The organism is Pectobacterium sp. A5351 (genome assembly GCF_028335745.1).
Taxonomy (GTDB): Bacteria; Pseudomonadota; Gammaproteobacteria; order Enterobacterales; family Enterobacteriaceae; genus Pectobacterium.
Window position 1 is genome coordinate 4278048 of record NZ_CP116477.1, and the last position, 17068, is coordinate 4295115.

The 17068-nt window shown below is 50.7% G+C and carries 11 protein-coding genes and 1 tRNA gene; 5 read left to right on the top strand and 7 right to left on the bottom strand.

What is annotated here, in order from left to right:
• Positions 1-136: 136 nt before the first annotated feature.
• Positions 137-2032: a bifunctional metallophosphatase/5'-nucleotidase gene (locus O1Q74_RS19705; RefSeq protein WP_271875174.1), complete on the top strand. Its 1896-nt coding sequence runs from the start codon at positions 137-139 to the stop codon at positions 2030-2032.
• Positions 2033-2038: 6 nt separating this feature from the next.
• Here the strand turns inward: O1Q74_RS19705 and O1Q74_RS19710 are convergent, their stop codons facing one another.
• The 3 genes from O1Q74_RS19710 to uspA all read right to left on the bottom strand — a co-directional run bounded on the left by O1Q74_RS19710 (position 2039) and on the right by uspA (position 5612).
• Entirely contained in the window at positions 2039-3352 is a 1314-nt protein-coding gene (locus O1Q74_RS19710; protein ID WP_271875176.1) for an NAD(P)/FAD-dependent oxidoreductase, read from the bottom strand.
• A gap of 187 nt (positions 3353-3539) precedes the next feature.
• Positions 3540-4883 carry an NADP-specific glutamate dehydrogenase gene (gene gdhA, locus O1Q74_RS19715; protein ID WP_015842284.1) on the bottom strand — a complete coding sequence of 448 codons (1344 nt, stop codon included), beginning with the start codon at positions 4881-4883 and terminating at the stop codon, positions 3540-3542.
• A gap of 291 nt (positions 4884-5174) precedes the next feature.
• Complete coding sequence (gene uspA, locus O1Q74_RS19720) at positions 5175-5612, bottom strand: universal stress protein UspA (protein ID WP_015842285.1); 438 nt, start codon at positions 5610-5612, stop codon at positions 5175-5177.
• Between the two features lie 553 nt (positions 5613-6165).
• Here uspA and uspB point away from each other — a divergent pair.
• Positions 6166-6501 (top strand): universal stress protein UspB, encoded by a 336-nt coding sequence (uspB, locus tag O1Q74_RS19725; protein WP_271875178.1) that lies wholly within the window; start codon positions 6166-6168, stop codon positions 6499-6501.
• A gap of 150 nt (positions 6502-6651) precedes the next feature.
• On the opposite strand, the gene pitA is transcribed toward uspB, so the two are convergent.
• Positions 6652-8157, bottom strand: a complete 1506-nt coding sequence (gene pitA, locus O1Q74_RS19730; protein ID WP_271875180.1) for an inorganic phosphate transporter PitA — start codon at positions 8155-8157, stop codon at positions 6652-6654.
• A gap of 276 nt (positions 8158-8433) precedes the next feature.
• Between pitA and O1Q74_RS19735 the strand changes: the two genes are divergently transcribed.
• A complete protein-coding gene (locus O1Q74_RS19735; RefSeq protein ID WP_271875182.1) occupies positions 8434-9633 on the top strand; it encodes an NAD(P)/FAD-dependent oxidoreductase in 1200 nt (399 codons plus the stop codon).
• Positions 9634-9725: 92 nt separating this feature from the next.
• A complete protein-coding gene (locus tag O1Q74_RS19740; protein WP_271875183.1) occupies positions 9726-11333 on the top strand; it encodes an EAL domain-containing protein in 1608 nt (535 codons plus the stop codon).
• A 466-nt stretch (positions 11334-11799) separates the two neighbouring features.
• Here O1Q74_RS19740 and O1Q74_RS19745 read toward each other — a convergent pair.
• The 3 genes from O1Q74_RS19745 to ligB all read right to left on the bottom strand — a co-directional run bounded on the left by O1Q74_RS19745 (position 11800) and on the right by ligB (position 15902).
• Positions 11800-11876: transfer RNA gene (locus O1Q74_RS19745), tRNA-Pro, on the bottom strand.
• Between the two features lie 396 nt (positions 11877-12272).
• Entirely contained in the window at positions 12273-13955 is a 1683-nt protein-coding gene (gene eptB / locus O1Q74_RS19750; RefSeq protein ID WP_271875185.1) for a kdo(2)-lipid A phosphoethanolamine 7''-transferase, read from the bottom strand.
• Between the two features lie 255 nt (positions 13956-14210).
• On the bottom strand, positions 14211-15902 hold the full coding sequence (gene ligB, locus O1Q74_RS19755; RefSeq protein ID WP_271875186.1) for an NAD-dependent DNA ligase LigB: 1692 nt from the start codon (positions 15900-15902) through the stop codon (positions 14211-14213).
• A 523-nt stretch (positions 15903-16425) separates the two neighbouring features.
• Between ligB and gmk the strand changes: the two genes are divergently transcribed.
• Positions 16426-17049: a guanylate kinase gene (gmk, locus tag O1Q74_RS19760; RefSeq protein ID WP_271875188.1), complete on the top strand. Its 624-nt coding sequence runs from the start codon at positions 16426-16428 to the stop codon at positions 17047-17049.
• Positions 17050-17068: the final 19 nt, after the last annotated feature.

Sequence of the window (17068 nt, forward strand, 5' to 3'; positions counted from 1 at the left end):
CGATGCTAAGCGTATCGGCGATTAAAAACTTAGCCTGCTTCGCATTTCCTACGCTGCTTTTGCAAAGTCTGTAGCACAAGTGAGAAGCAAATCGCATAATTCCGCGCATCACCTTTTATGACACTAAGATGACATAATGAAAAAAACACTTCTGTCACTTCTGCTTTGTTTGAGTACTTCTGCTATGGCCGTTCAGGAACCCGTTAATATTACGATTCTGGGGACATCCGACCTGCACGGTACCTTTGTTCCCTGGGATTACGCCACCGATACCGCCAACATGGCAGGCAGCCTGAGCCAGATCGCGACGCAGGTGCATAAGGTTCGCGCACAGCAGCCTAACGTGATTCTGGTTGATGCGGGCGATACCATTCAGGGCAACTTTGTCGAAACCTTCAAAAATGACAAAACCAGCCCGATGATCCTCGGTTTTAACGCCCTGAATTATGACGTTTGGGTGCTGGGCAACCACGAGTTCGATTTCGGCCTGAACGTACTTTCCACCTCGCTTGATCAGTTCAACGGCACCGCGCTGGCGGGCAACATTTTTTGGGAGAGCGGTAAACCTTACTTACCGGCCTATAAAATAGTCGAACGACAGGGCGTGAAGATTGGCATCATCGGTATGGATACGCCGATGACCGCAGAGTTCGCCAAAGGCACTGACCGCGTGAAAGGGCTGAACTTCACCGATCCCGTTGGAGCGGTAAAAACCGTTATCCAGCAAATTCACGATAAGGTCGACGCCATCGTGCTGGTCGCCCATATGGGCATCGATAACGAGAACCAGCGGCCGGGCACCGGCGTGGGCGACATTGCTCGTGCGAACCCAGAATTAGCCGCTATCGTCGCGGGCCATATGCACGTAAAAGTGGATAAAGAGGTGATAAATGGCGTGATCGTCACCGAACCAGACAAATACGGTCGCGCACTGTCGCGCATCGATTTGCAGTTTGAACAACAGAACGGCAAATACGTGCTGATCAATAAGGACAGCTATACCTATTCGATTAAGGACGTGGATTCTGACCGCAAGATGGAAGATATCTACGAGCCTTATCACAATACCCTGCGCACTAACGCCAACCGTCCGATTGCGCAGCTCCTCGGGCACGATCTGGTGCCGCAAGATGCCGTGAAAGGCATTCCTCAGGTACACGTACAGGACACGGGTATCAGCGCCCTGTTCCAGGAGGCCAGCCGCCATTACGCCCCCAAAGCGCAGGTGATCGCGCTGCAAATTGATAACGATCGGCCCAAGCTAAACGTCGGCACTATCTCCGCCAAGGACATTGCCTTTAACTATCAATACGCTGGCGGCGAGATCACGGTTTATCAGCTCACCGGAAAAGAACTGAAGAAATACATGGAGTGGTCGGCAGGTTACTTCAATCAGCTACAGGACGGCGATGTGACTTACAGCTTTAATCCGCAGCGCCGCGCGTCCAAGTATTCCACCAACGATTTCTTCGACGGCGTGACGTACACCATCGACCTGACAAAACCCGCCGGGCAGCGCATTACCGACCTGAAAATGAATAACGGCACGCCGGTTAACGATGACATGCCGATTCGTCTGGGCATGAACAGCTACCGCATGGGCCACCTGACGCAGAAAGGCGGCGTACTGGAAGGTATGCAGTTCCCGGTGCTGTCGGATACCAAAGCGAAATATGGCGAAGAAGCAGGCACGATTCGTAACCTAACCATCCGTTATCTGACCGAGGTGAAAAAAGGCCAATACGAAGGTACGGTGCCGCAGCGCTGGAAGCTGGCGGGATTGCAGGGCTATGAGCGCGAGCGCCACATTGTCGAATCGCTGCTCAACAGCGGAAAAATCAGCGTGCCGACGTCAGACGATGGCCGCTACAGCAACGTACAATCCATCAACGTGAAATCGTTACTGCTGCCGGATGCCACGCAGCGGGAGAAACGCGTGGCGGAACTGACGCAACAGCGCGACAGCGCCACCAACGCGTTAACCAAACAACGTCTGAACGATCAGCTAACGATCATCGCGGCGATTAATTAACAGACATTATCTCTCGCTGCGGGCTTTCCAGCGTTCGCTCGTCAGGTAACCGTTCACCCCCACATCCAGGAAAGGGCGTGGCGGCAGGTAGTTCGCCTGCCCGAGCGATTGCATATCGCCAATCAGCGGGTTGTCTTCACCCAGCGCCAAATCCGCCAGAATATGTCCAGCAGCGGTTTGCTTCGACAGCCCCGCCCCGTTACAGCCTGCGGACGCGTACACATTGTCGCTTAGCTGCCCCCAAATTGGCGCGCCGTTGCGCGTTACGCTAATCAAGCCTGACCAGGTATGCGCCATCTTCACATCACTCAACTGCGGGAACATCCGGGCAAAAATAGCAGCATGGCGACGCGCGTGGCGTCCGGTTTCTACCGCGCTATTGACCAGTTCCGGGGCAAATTTTACATGTTCCCGAATCAGGAAACGATGGTCGCGCGTATAGCGTAGCGTCGCGCTGGCCAGTGCATTAACCGGCGTCACGCCCCAGTCTGGCATATCGCCAATCCGTGCTCGCTGTTCCGCATTTAGCGGTTCCGTCAGCGTCGCGAAGGTCGCCACGGCAAACACCCGACCATTGAACAGCGGCAGGCCGCGCGCCGCGCCGTTAATCGCCATCATCAGCTTATCCGCCTGAATCTCGCCGTACGGCGTTTCCACACGAATGCGCGATCCGGTTTCGATATTCAGCGCGGGTGAATGGGCGTAAACCGTCACGTTCTTCGGCAGATTCGCCACCAGCCCGACCACCAGCGCCGCCGGGTTTAGCAGAATACAATTAGGGGTATACACGGCACGGTGATAGAAAGACGTGCCGAGGCGGCGAGCCAGTTCGTCTTTTTCCACCACCTGATAGGGTTCACCCAAATCATTCAATTCGCGGACATAAGTATCGATCAGGCCGTTAAACGTCGAACTGACCGCGCAGTGATATTTCCCCGCCACGCTCCAGTCACACGCGATAGCATGGCGATCCACCTTGTCTTTCAGATGCGCCACGCCGGACTGCAACAGGCGACGATAAGCCGCCGCTTTTTCCAGCTCGGCCGTCGAGCTACCGATGTTGTGCGGTAAATCGATGACGAAACCGGAGTTACGCCCAGAGGCATTGTCGCCAATCTCACCCGCATCCAGCAGGATAATGTGTTTATCCGGGCGCTGTTCAGCCAGACGCTGTGCAAAGGCGATCCCCGCATAGCCAGCGCCGATCACCAGCCAGTCCGCCGTTGTTTTTCCGCGCTGCTGCGGGTAATTCGGTTTATCGATAAGATCTGCCGACCAGCCATTACGATTCTGATCGAAAGGAAGATGTTTGATTTTCACAATGGTGTAAGCCTTGAAGAGAACGGGTTGTACCAGAAGGCAGGAACAGAATACCAACGATACGTAATGCTGATTAAGATAAAGAAAGGCAGGAAGCGGTGTCCAGCAAGAAATGTCGCTAAAACTTAGAGAAATAAGTGAGAAATCAAAACGCCTGCAAATACAGGCGCTTTAAGTAAAGCAGGCGTTACACGACGCCCTGCGCCAGCATCGCGTCGGCCACTTTTACAAAGCCCGCCACGTTGGCACCGCGCACATAGTTAGTCTGGTTGCCTTCGCCGCCGTACTGCACACATGCAGTGTGAATATCCAGCATGATGTGATGCAGACGCGCATCCACCTTCTCGGCTTTCCAGCCCAAACGCGCCGCGTTCTGCGCCATTTCCAGCCCGGATGTCGCTACGCCGCCTGCGTTGGCCGCTTTGCCCGGTGCAAACAGCACGCCCGCATCCAGGAACGCATCGGTCGCCGGGATCGTCGTTGGCATGTTCGCGCCTTCTGCCACGGCTTTCACCCCGTTAGCAATCAGCGTCTGTGCCGCTGGCAGGTCCAGCTCATTCTGCGTGGCGCACGGCAGTGCGATGTCTACCGGCACTTCCCACGGCGTTTTACCTGCAAGGTAGGTCAGCTTCGCTTCACGCGCATAATCTTCCACGCGACCATAGCGTTTATTTTTGATCTCTTCCAGCAGCGCCAGTTTCTCTGGGGTAAACCCGTTCTCATCCACCACCGTGCCGTTGGAATCCGATGCCGTGACCACACGCGCCCCCAGCTCCATCGCTTTTTCAATCGCATACTGCGCCACATTACCGGAGCCGGACACCGCAACGCGCATGCCTTCAAAGCTCAGACCGTGGCGTTTCAGCATCGCTTCCGTGAAGTAAATCAGGCCGTAGCCCGTCGCTTCAGGACGGATCAGACTGCCGCCGAACGACAGCCCTTTACCGGTGAAGACACACGCGGTGTTGTTGGTCAGCTTCTTCATCATACCGGTCATGAAACCGACTTCGCGACCACCCACACCGATATCACCCGCCGGAACGTCCGTATCCGCGCCCAAATGACGATACAGTTCCGTCATCAGCGCCTGACAGAAACGCATGATTTCGCCCTGGCTTTTCCCTTTCGGATTAAAGTCCGAACCACCTTTGCCACCGCCCATTGGCAGCGTCGTCAGCGCATTCTTGAACGTCTGCTCGAACCCGAGGAATTTCAGAATCGACAGGTTAACGGACGGGTGGAAACGCATGCCGCCTTTGTACGGCCCGATGGCGGAGCTGAACTGGACACGCCAGGCGCGGTTCACCTGTACCTGACCTTTGTCGTCCGTCCACGCGACGCGAAACTGAATCACACGTTCTGGTTCTACCAATCGCTCCAGCAGGCTGTAATCCGCATAGTGAGGGTTCTGCTCCAGAAAAGGCCACAGAGTGGAAAGCACTTCATTAACAGCCTGTAGAAATTCAGGCTGATGCGGATCGCGTTGTTGAACAGAATCAAGAAAACTCGCCAGAGATACGATTTGTGCCATGAACAGCTCCTGATTGAACGAATAAGCTCCCTTCTGCTTCTTTATTTTTAGACACGCAGAAGCTTGTGGGATCGGTGAAAATGACGTTGTGTCCTCTGGACTATAACACTGGCGATGGATATTTAAGCAAGCGTTTTCTTTTCAGATAAACGTTAAAATCCAACGAGATAGGAAGGGTTTTTCGACGATTCAGGAAGGAAAATTTTCCATAAGTTTTTGTTATATAACAAAAGGCACAGCCTGGAAGCCGTGCCTTTCATCACTGAAAAAAAATGCAAAAAAAGCTAATTTTTATTCGTCTTCATCATCACGCAGCGGCACGATGAGCATATCGACATGCACGGTATTAATTAGCTGGCGCGCCGAAGACATCAGTTTGCTCCAGAAGTCCTGATGGTGGCCGCACAGCACCAGATCGGCGTCGTATTTCTTAATCGCATCAACCAGCACTTGTCCTAAATCGCCGCTGCCGCTCAGCGTCTCACTGATGGGGTAGCCCGCGTTCTGTGACAGCTCGGTTAACGCGTTCTGGGTTTCTTCGGAGATACGCTGTTGCATGTCGCCCAGATTGACGTCGATAAGCCCCGTGTAGAGATCGGAGTAGTTCACATCAACGTGGATTAACGAAACTTTCGCATTGTACGGTCTCGCCATTGAAACGGCTTTTTCCACTAACACTTTGCTTTCTGGAGAAAGGTCAACAGCAATAAGGATGTGTTTGTAAGCCATAATAAGACTCCTTCCGTAAAGACTAATTAAGGGTTAGCAGATATTTCCCCTGCCAATCTGATACTTAACAGCGGATTATAGGATAGCACCCATCCGCGCTATCGGACTGTTCAGTCGATCACAACCCGTTTTCAAACCTGTTAATTCTATTGATAAGTGTAGTAGAAACCGCTCCTTTTCACAGTGAGATCGCGTAGCTTCTCCTTTCAGAAAGGGCATTATCTCGTCGAAAATCGTCCTTCATGCTGATTGCGCCTGCCTCTCTGGCACAAACGAACATTCTTCTTCTACACTAGAAATAGGGAGCGGTGAGCCTGTCCGCTGCACCCTGGGATGGAAAACAAGAATGGGGCTAGCCGTGATGCCGTTGGCTAGCCAAAATGACAATAAAATCGTGCGCAAGCGCGTGGCATAACTATTCGTAGAAAAATGTCACAGATAAACGTCGTAGATAAGCGTCGCGGGTAAATAGTAACGCTTGTCATCGGTGACAGGTGGACAACGGGAATGTATGACCATCGAATCTGACGAATAGAACGACCGGGAGGGAAGCATGATTAGTACATTTGCGCTTTTCTGGGCTTTATGTATCGTCTGCATCATCAATATGGCGAGGTACTACTCTTCATTACGCGTGTTACTGCTGATTTTGCGTGACTGTGACCCGCTGCTTTACCAATACGTTGACGGGGGTGGCTTCTTTACATCGCACGGCCAGCCAAGTAAACAAATCCGGCTGGTACGCTATATCTACGCGCAACGCTATCTTGATCATCACGACCCTGAGTTTATTCGCCGTTGCGAGCGGGTGCGGGGACAGTTTCTGCTTACGACCGCCCTGTGTGGCCTTATCGTTATCAGTCTGGTTGCCATGACGATCTGGTATTAAACGTTGGGACTGACACCATCACGAGTATTAACACTATTATCGGTATTAACACTATTATCGGTATTAACACTATCCATCGGTATTAACGCCATGAACGTCGATAAAAAGTAAAAAGGCGATTCCCCACAGAATCGCCTTTTTTTATGACGGTTAAATCAGCTTCAATGCCAGCCAGTACAGCGTACCGGACATCAACATTGAGATTGGCAGCGTCAACACCCAGGCCAGCAGAATACTTCTTATCGTTTTGCCCTGTACGCCACCACCGTCAGCAATCATCGTCCCGGCAACCGCCGAGGACAATACGTGCGTGGTGGAAACCGGCATACCGGTGTAGCTGGCAACACCAATCGACAGAGCTGCCGTCACCTGCGCTGAAACGCCCTGTGCGTAGGTCATGCCTTTCTTACCAATCTTCTCACCGATGGTCACAGCCACGCGTTTCCAGCCCACCATCGTGCCCAGAGACAGCGCCAAGGCGACAGCGACGATAATCCAGAGAGGCGCATACTCAACCGTCTGCAGCATGTCTTTACGCAGGTTGCTCAGATAGCGTTTATCTTCACCCGATGTTTCTGGCAGCTTGATCACCCGATCCATCGTGTCTGAGATACACATCAGCAGACGACGCACACGGCTACGATCGTCAGGGTTTAACTGGTCGTAACTTTTCAGGTTATTTAGCAGGCCCTGTGTACGTTCAATCGCAATCATTACGCGTGAACTGTCGCAGTGAAACGCTTTCTGACCGTTGCCGGGAATCGTGTTTTCCGGCGCAGGAATCACAGGCGGAGACAGGTCGATAACGTGCGTCAACGCATCGCCGTGCTGCTTGTAATATTCCTGCAAATTGACAACGGCATCGCGGGTACGGCTGATGTCATAGCCAGACGCGTTCATGTTGACAATGAACCCGGCTGGCGCAACGCCAATCAGCACCAGCATAATCAAGCCGATACCTTTCTGACCGTCGTTTGCCCCGTGAGAGAAGCTCACCCCAATCGCCGATAAAATCAGCGCGGTACGCGTCCAGAATGGCGGCTTACGTTTGCCGTCCTGCTTTTCGCGATCGACAGGCGTCAGGTGCACACGTTTACGCTTTTTACTGTTGTTCCAGAACCGACGCAGCACCAGCAGCATCAGGCCCGCAACCACCATCCCCACAATCGGCGATAGCAACAGCGACAGGAAAATGCTGATCATTTTTGGCACGTTCAACGCATCCACGACGGAGGTATTCGTCAGCAGCGCGTTAGTCAAACCAATACCAATAATGGAGCCGATCAGCGTGTGAGAACTGGAGGCAGGAATACCGAAATACCAGGTACCCAGGTTCCAGATAATGGCGGCCAGCAGCATGGAAAACACCATTGCCAAGCCGTGCGCCGAACTCACGTTCAGCAGTAAATCCGTGGGGAGAAGGTGAACAATCGCATAGGCTACGCTCAGGCCGCCCAGCAATACACCGAAGAAATTAAAGATACCCGCCATAACAACGGCAAACTCTGCGCGCATAGCGCGGGTATAAATAACAGTGGCAACGGCATTCGCAGTATCGTGAAAACCGTTAATGGCTTCATACATAAGTACAAACAACAAAGCCAATATCAACATCAGGCCGGTGTAGTAATCCAGTCCGGCAAATAAATGTAGCATAAACGTTAGGCCATTTAGTGGTCATGAACGCGGCGCATTATCGGCGACAAGCAGGGGTCGGGAAAAGCAAAATATGACTTTTTTTTGACTTAATCTGTAATGGGGATCGGAGGGGAAATCACTTAATCAATAAAAATCAAATAATTATATATTATTACTAAAATACGCAAATTGTTACGCTGGTATCGAACAAAAACCAACACTACAATTTGCCGCCCCGTGGCTTATGCTTGCGGCCATCCAAGAAAATCTATTCACTCATCGGAGAAATGCATTGTGGAACAGTTTGACGCTGTCATCATCGGTGCTGGTGCAGCAGGCATGTTTTGTGCGGCACAAGCGGGACAACGCGGACTGCGTGTGCTACTGCTCGATAATGGCAAAAAGGCTGGCAGGAAAATATTGATGTCCGGCGGCGGTCGCTGCAACTTTACCAATATGTATGCAGAACCCGCGGCGTATCTGTCTCACAATCCTCACTTTTGCAAATCGGCACTGGCGCGTTATACCCAATGGGATTTCATCAGCCTGGTCAACAGCCACCACATCGCTTACCACGAGAAAACGCTCGGTCAGCTATTCTGCGATGATACCGCACAGCAAATCGTGGACATGCTGGTAACAGAGTGTGAACGGGCTAACGTCACTCTCCGTCTGCGCAGTGAAGTCACCTCGGTAGAGAAATCAGACGATCTGTTCACCATCCAGCTAAACAACGGCACATCATTCCAGAGCGCATCGCTGGTCGTTGCCAGCGGCGGCTTGTCTATGCCCGGTCTGGGCGCGACGCCGTTCGGTTACCAGCTCGCCGCACAGTTCGGTATCAACGTACTCCCCACTCGCGCTGCACTGGTGCCCTTCACGCTGCACAAGCCGCTGCTCGAACAACTGCAAACGCTCTCCGGCGTCTCCGTGCCAACCATCGTCACCGCGGAAAACGGCGTGGCGTTCCGTGAAAACATTCTGTTTACGCACCGCGGGCTCTCTGGCCCGGCTATTTTGCAGATCTCCAGCTACTGGCAGGCGGGTGAATTCGTCACCATCAATCTGCTGCCCGATCGCGACCTCACCCAGCTCATTAATGACGAGCGTACCGCGCACCCAAACCAAAGTTTGAAAAACACGCTGGCACAGTGGCTGCCTAAACGACTGGTTGAATGCCTGCAAGCGTTAGGGCAACTGCCGGACGTCACGTTGAAGCAGCTCAACAGCACACAGCAAATGCAGATGGAACAGAGCCTGCAACAGTGGCGCGTACAGCCAAACGGTACAGAAGGCTACCGCACGGCCGAAGTGACCATCGGCGGCGTTGACACCCGCTCGCTGTCCTCCAAAACGATGGAGGCCAATGCGGTTCCAGGGCTGTATTTCATCGGTGAAGTGGTCGATGTGACCGGCTGGCTCGGCGGCTATAACTTCCAATGGGCATGGAGTTCAGCATGGGCGTGCGCGCAAGCGCTGCCTTTCTGCAAATAAGCACTATAATAACCTCTATTCAGCGCTCTCCTTTAACTCACGGAGAAAAGGACGCCTCTACATAGGCCTTGGCTGCCAGAAAGGAGATGTGGATGAGTCCCAGACGTAGCAAACATAACATCAATCTGTTGCAGCTACTGATCGCAGGCATGCTGCCGCTGCTGCTTGGATTGCTGTTCACGTTTGTTGAATCCAGATTAATGGTAAAGCGTGATCTGGAATCCACCGCGCAAATCGCGATGAATCATGCCGAGAATATTTCGACACAGGCATGGAATATGGTGGACCGCCTCCAGCGCTTTCATGGTCAGCCCTGCGACGTTATCGGCGACGAACTGCAACGTCTTGGTTCGGTCTTTTCTTACTTTCGTGCTATCGGCGTTATCCATAATACCGACGTCTATTGCTCTTCAACATTTGGCAACACGCTGATGCCAATAAGCCACGTCATTCAACAGTCGCTACCAGTGAACCATTCTGAACGCTGGAGCCTCTCGATTTCAGGCTCCGAGAACGTGAGAGAACGTCCGGCGCTGATCTTCGTGCAGATGCCCATTACGGGTTATGGCGCTTACGCCATGGTCGATGCGCAATATCTGATCGACCTCATGATTGCGATTAGCAAAATTCGCGGTTACCAACTTAGCCTGCAAATGGATAACGGCCACCCGATTCAAACTGGCCCGGTAATTACACCACGCACTGGCCTATTTTCTACCTCTGCGCTTGAAATCAAGTCGAGTCGCTTCCCCCTTGCCCTCAATATCACCGCCCCAGCTTCTCAAGAAATAGCGAGCTGGAAGCAGGCATTCTTCACGTTTCTGCCACTGGCGATCATTCTCTCTCTGCTATTCACTACGGCGATGTGGTACTGGCAAAAACGTAAATTATTATTCCGCGACGAAATCCGTAAGGGCATCGCTAACGGTGAATTTTCCGTCTATTACCAGCCCATCTATGATGCAGAATCGCGAACCTGCACCGGCGTTGAGACACTACTGCGCTGGCGACGCAGCAATGGGAAGTGGATCAGACCCGATGTATTTATCTCTGCTGCCGAAGCAGAAAGTATGATCATTCCCATCACCCGGCATTTATTTGACCTGGTCGCGTCAGATATTGCCAGTTGGCAGGTCAAACCGGGGTTTCATCTGGGACTCAACGTTTCAGCCGAGCACTTGCACCACCCCAGTTTTGTCTCAGACGTACACAGCTTCGCCGAGAAAGTTGCCTCGCATTCATTAAGCATTACGCTGGAACTGACAGAACGCAATCTCATCAGCAACGGCCCTGAAATCATACAGCGCCTGCATCAGTTGCGTGAAGATGGCTTTATGATTGCTATTGATGACTTTGGCACCGGGCACTGTTCACTCTCTTATCTGCAAAACTTCCCACTGGATTGTCTGAAAATAGATCAGGGATTCGTTAGCACAATTTCATCACCGGATGAAGAAGCACCCATTCTTGATGCCATTATTAACTTGAGTCATCGCATCAACCTTCAATCCGTAGCAGAGGGCGTAGAAACCGAGCAGCAGCTCATGTATTTACAGCAGCGCGGCGTCAAATATATTCAGGGGTTCCTTTACGCTAAGCCGATGGACAATGAATCGTTTCTCGTCTGGCTTCACTACAATGGCAATAAATCGATAGAAAGTTTTATGAATAAAAATGAAGAAGGGAAGAAGAACGACTAACCGGCAGAAATTTATCCACCGATTTTCTATGTCATATATACCCTAAATAATTCGAGTTACGTGACAAAACGTTATCGTTTTGAACAACACAAAGCGTTGGCCCGCTAGGGCGAGGCTCAGAAATGAGCCGATTATTGCCAACGCACAAGCAGCTTTGAGTGTGACGGGTATAAATCAGAAACGATAACCGACGCCAATATTAATGGCCCAGTTTGCTACTGGCGTAATTTGAATATCTCAAATGTTGACCGCACATAAACTTACATTTAAATACGGCGAGGTAAAGTCAGTATTATTTTTAAACAATGACAATAAAAGACGCCAGAAAACACCGAAATAAAACTCTGTTTTTATGAGGGACTCATTTTAAAAAATGACGATTTTATAAGCGAAAAACTTCATAAATGAGTAGTGTGAATAGACGATATTCAAAAAGGAATGGAGAATGATTTACAGAAGAAGAAAGTGGTCGGCGAGAGAGGATTCGAACCTCCGACCCACTGGTCCCAAACCAGTTGCGCTACCAAGCTGCGCTACTCGCCGAATGCGGGCGCATCTTACTGCTACCCCATTGAAGCGTCAATACCTTTTTAGCAAAAGGATTTCGGCTGCCGTTAAAGTGTCCATCCCGTGTATTGACAGCCTGAAACCGACGTCCTTGTCCGTGATTCATGTCAATTATACCCGTCATACTTCAAGTTGCATGTGCGTTGGCTACGCTACTCGGCACACTTGCGTGCGCCTCGCCCCGTTGGGGCCGCTGCAAGCAGCGTTCAAACCTGCTTTTAGCAGGTTTGTCAGTCACCCGAATCACTTACCTGAGTAAGCTCATCGGGATTCCCCCGCTTGCCGCGTTATTCGGCCTTATGGCCTCTCCCCTTCGGAGTCAGCGCAAGCGCTGTTCAAAACGCTAGCATTTTGTCCTGAAACTCGAATTATTTAGGGTATAGCAGGTTTCTGACACCAGTTATTTTTAGGGTTAATACCGCCGTCAGGCGACGTGTATCCCAGACAACCGAGAACTGTGTCAAACAGTTCTTCATGGCGATGTGTTTTGCCAACGCGCTGTTGCGCTTTCAACTGCTCAAACGCATACAGATTATCAGTGTCAGCCAAGAATTTATCCGAGGTCCATACCATCATCGGTGAACGGAACTGTTCCGGCGGCGCCATTTCACGCGGTGTGCCGTGCAAATGATAATTATCATCAATCGATTCCCCGTGATCGGCAGAATAAAATATAATCGCTTTCTTATCCCGAACCTGATCAATCACGCTATCAATAAAGCTATCGGTATACAGCACGCTATTATCGAAGGCATTAATCAACTGCTCACGCGTACAGGAAGCATCAACCCCCATACACTCTGGCTGATAGCGCGCATAGCTGCGAGGGTATCGCATGGAATACAGATAGTGAGAACCTTTAGTATGCAGCACAATCAGGTGTTTACCTTTGGGATAACGTGCCAGCGACTCCTTAACCTCATCAACCAGCAACATATCTTCCACCGATTTACCGTCATTTTGCTTCTCTGACGCAATCATTTCGCGGAAAGAGTAGTTATTCGCTTCAATACTATTGTAAAACCACACCTCGCTTTGCATAGCAAACAACTCGGAGGTAAAGCCCAGCTCTTTCAGTACAGCAAAGATATTCTGTTCTTTCAGCGTTCGCTGCGGGTTGTCTTCCGTTCCGCCTTCTCGCACAAACATACAGCGCATGGAAAGCTTGGTTGAGGTATCACATGACTGACCACGGAATGCGACCAGATTTTTTTCTTTCGATAGCTTTGGCGTCGTGTCTCGCTCGTAGCCTAATAGCCCCATATGGTCCCAGCGGGTTGTTTCACCGATAATGAAAATCACATAGGTATCATCAATGCCTTTCGGCGGGACATAGGTGAAATGCTGAGCCGGATCGAAAAGATTGGAAGAATCCTGGCTCTCGTCATACTTGGTGTAGGCAAATAACCCTAATGCAGACAACCAGTTAGAAGGAAGATACGAGTGTGCCACTACGCCGCCATAGCTCGGCAAATCCACATTAGATTTCCGCTCAGACACCGACTGAATGTTGTCCATATAGCGAAGCGGCATCCAAACCAACGCAACAACAGCAACAAGAACCAAAAGAGGCATTAAACGCTTTCCAGGCGATGTAAGCTGTTCGATCAGCGTATGGCGCAGCGAGTTCTTCCAGATCAAAAACAGCGGTAGCGCACTCACCGCCAGCATCCACAGGAAAAAACTCAAACCAACAACTTCTTTAGAAAGGTCAATATCTGTGGTCATAACCGCCGCAATAATGCCATAACCAATCACGACATTAAAAAATGTCATGTAATAGCTTGCAGCAACGGAAATCAACACCAAAAGAGTCGCGATAATCCGATAAAAACGACGTCCACCGAGCGAAATAATCCTCATCAGGAAAAAAGTGAATAGGATACTCGCCGTCAATTCTACAAGAGCGGGAATAAATGTTGGAACCTGATTTCCCGTAGAGTTTGAAAAATAATCAAATCGACGATAATACACTGAGATATTGAGAAAAAGGCCAATATAGAGTGCCAGGATAAACGATAACTTGGGTTGCGAAAAAGATGCTACAAACTTCATTATGACAAGTGCTCCAACAAATCTTTCTTATTATCTGAAGTTATACGACAACATCACTAAGCCTGAGTTCAACGGAAACAATCAGACGCTCAGGAATTTTTATATTCCTAAATAGCAAATAGGCTTACACTATTTAATTCGTAAATTTACTTATGATTAAGTCAGTGCATAGAAAAGAATTGTTCTTTTAATGTAAATAAATTCACGAGACAATAAAAATTGCGATCTCAACATGTTATAAAAAATCACCACCGATTATCTGTATATGCCTTCGCTATCTAATCGTGCGACTAACTCTACAACAATTGGATGATTGAGGAACGCCATAATCTCTTCTGCACGTCTCTCCCCAATACCAGAGAACTGTCGCCACTGTTGTGCAGTCCATTGCTGTAACGCTAGCCAACTCACCTGATCCAATGCACCAATTGCGGAACGGGGAACAGGAATACCCAGCGCAAGTAACCAGCGAGATAGCGGCATCTGTCGTGTCGACTGCAAGCGCTGATAGATATCTCGCGCCCGCTTATCGCCCATGCCATTGACTGCATTAAGCTGTGCCTCCGTCAGAGATAGCCATGACAGCACATCTTCCAGTAAACCATGCTGCATCAGGCGCAGCCACATCCCGTCACGCATGCCCGCCAGATTTAATCCATGCTCTCCACTCAACCAGATTAAGCGCGCCAGAAATTGCTGCTGGCAAACCACACTATACCGGAAACAGCTAAAAGCATGGAAATCATGCTCACTGGGGGAAACGATGGCTGGCCGTTCAGTCCCCCGCCATACCACACTATCCAGACGCGGAATCCCCTGCCCCGCCAGGCTGACGCTCACCCGATCACCGGGCAACACATCCCACTGTTTCCAACGAGACAGAGAGCCTACATTCACCCGACTAACCGATTTGTCATCCAGTTGCAGAGGATTAAGTTTTAACACCACGGCGATCTTACCCGTCCGCCCGACAGAAAACGCCACATCAGCCACTTCCGCAACCTGATGAACAGGCGGATATTTCCATGCGATCGCCCAGTCGGCCGCAGTATTACGCCAATAGCGCCCCTGCGGCTCTTTAGTCTGGCGGATAACAACGCCATCCGTCACGAAGGGCAGTGGGTTGTGATACCAGTAATGACGCCATTTTTCCGCGTCGGCGAATGACCCAATCGCATGGGTATAGTCCACCGTCATGGCAAACCCCATTTCCTTCAACTTCTCCAGACGTTCGGGCATCGTTTTTGGGCCATCCGGCCATTCCCAGACAAACAGACCAATCTGCGACAGTACGGGAGATGGCTGATGACGACGCATTTCACCCGCCACCACCGAGCGCGCATTCACACCACCTTGAATACGCTGCCGATGATCGGTCATCTTCAGGAAAAGCTCCCCCTGTAATACCAGTGAGGAAGGTGCACCGATCAATAAATGAGGGATTCCCGGAATCAGACGAACTTTTTCCGTCCAGTCTTCACCTTGCAGGCCGTTACCCCGGCTAACCACAGATACAAGCTTGCCGTGCTGATAGACCAGCGTAACAGCCACACCATCAACTTTTGGCTGAACCCATACATCCTCGCGCTGGGCGATCCATTGCACCAGTTGCTCGCGATCAGACAATTTTTTCAATCCCGTATGGGCAACAGGATGAAGCTGCTTGCCATGATCGGGTAACCGAACAGGAACACTATTTTGGGGTTGGAAACAGCTTAGCCACTGGTTTAGCTGCTCCCGCAGTTGATCGTAAACATCATCTTCTATCGGGCTTTTCCCCTCGGTGTAATACACATCATCCCACCGCTCTAACTGATGGCGTAGCACATCAATTTCTTTGCTGGATCGCGTGTTATCCCAATCGGGGCAGACCTGGGCCGCTGCGGCAAAACCGCTGCTCCCACCAACAACAATGATGATCAAAAATGCGCGAATCCTGAGCCACATAATCCCTCCTGCCCTCCATTAGCGAAGGGCCGCAGTACATAGCAATGGAGGGGAAAATACGAGGCACAAAAAAGAGAAATGCCAAACGCACCGCAAGATGATTTATCGTTTGCAGCGCAAGTAAAAAAGACAGGAACACGCGTCGCAATCTCAAAAAGACACGTTGGCAAACGATTTGCCCGATGGCATAACGAAAAAACAGTCAGCAGAGAATTTATCGCAGCGCGACTGATGACATATTGGCGTGTATATACACTAAATAATTCGAGTTTCAGGAAGGCGGCAAGGTAAGGAATCACGATGAGCTTACTCAAGTAAGTGATTCGGGTGACTGACAAACCTGCTAAAAGCAGGTTTGAACGCTGCTTGCAGCGGCCCCAACGGGGCGAGGCGCACGCAAGTGTGCCGAGTAGCGAAGCCAACGCACATGCAACTTGAAGAATGACGTGTATAATGCGGGGATATACGCATTCTCCTGCTGCGTATCGGCATTCACCATCGCAACCATGAATAAAACTTCATTATGGCTCAAGGCACGTTATATATCGTTTCTGCTCCCAGTGGAGCCGGGAAATCCAGCCTGATTCAGGCGTTATTAAAAACTCAGCCGCTTTACGACACTCAGGTATCGATTTCGCATACCACCCGAGCTAAACGACCGGGAGAAAATCACGGCGAACACTATTTCTTCGTCGAAGTCGATGAATTTAAGCGTATGATTCAGGAAAACGAGTTTCTGGAACACGCTGAAGTCTTCGGTAATTACTACGGTACATCCCGACCGGCCATTGAGCAGGTATTAGCGACGGGCGTTGATGTTTTTCTGGATATCGACTGGCAAGGAGCCAAGCAAATCCGTGCCCAGATGCCGAAAGCGCGCAGTATTTTCATTCTGCCGCCGTCAAAAGAAGAGCTGGCTCGCCGCCTGCGTGGCCGTGGACAAGACAGCGATGAAGTCATTGCCCGCCGTATGTCTCAGGCTGTAGCTGAAATGACGCACTACGGCGAGTATGATTACCTGATTGTGAATGATGATTTCGATCTGGCGTTACTCGATCTGAAAACCATTATTCGCGCTGAACGTCTGCGCTTGAGCAGACAACAGGTTCGGCATGATGCATTAATCACCAAACTATTGGCAGACTGACGCCTCTTTCAGTATGATG

What these genes read in the sequence shown, in the direction of transcription:
- O1Q74_RS19705 (WP_271875174.1), top strand. Translation starts at nt 137, where the DNA reads ATGAAAAAAACACTTCTGTCACTTCTGCTTTGTTTGAGTACTTCTGCT.
- gdhA (WP_015842284.1), bottom strand. Translation starts at nt 4,883, where the DNA reads ATGGCACAAATCGTATCTCTGGCGAGTTTTCTTGATTCTGTTCAACAA.
- uspA (WP_015842285.1), bottom strand. Translation starts at nt 5,612, where the DNA reads ATGGCTTACAAACACATCCTTATTGCTGTTGACCTTTCTCCAGAAAGC.
- uspB (WP_271875178.1), top strand. Translation starts at nt 6,166, where the DNA reads ATGATTAGTACATTTGCGCTTTTCTGGGCTTTATGTATCGTCTGCATC.
- pitA (WP_271875180.1), bottom strand. Translation starts at nt 8,157, where the DNA reads ATGCTACATTTATTTGCCGGACTGGATTACTACACCGGCCTGATGTTG.
- O1Q74_RS19740 (WP_271875183.1), top strand. Translation starts at nt 9,726, where the DNA reads ATGAGTCCCAGACGTAGCAAACATAACATCAATCTGTTGCAGCTACTG.
- eptB (WP_271875185.1), bottom strand. Translation starts at nt 13,955, where the DNA reads ATGAAGTTTGTAGCATCTTTTTCGCAACCCAAGTTATCGTTTATCCTG.
- ligB (WP_271875186.1), bottom strand. Translation starts at nt 15,902, where the DNA reads ATGTGGCTCAGGATTCGCGCATTTTTGATCATCATTGTTGTTGGTGGG.
- gmk (WP_271875188.1), top strand. Translation starts at nt 16,426, where the DNA reads ATGGCTCAAGGCACGTTATATATCGTTTCTGCTCCCAGTGGAGCCGGG.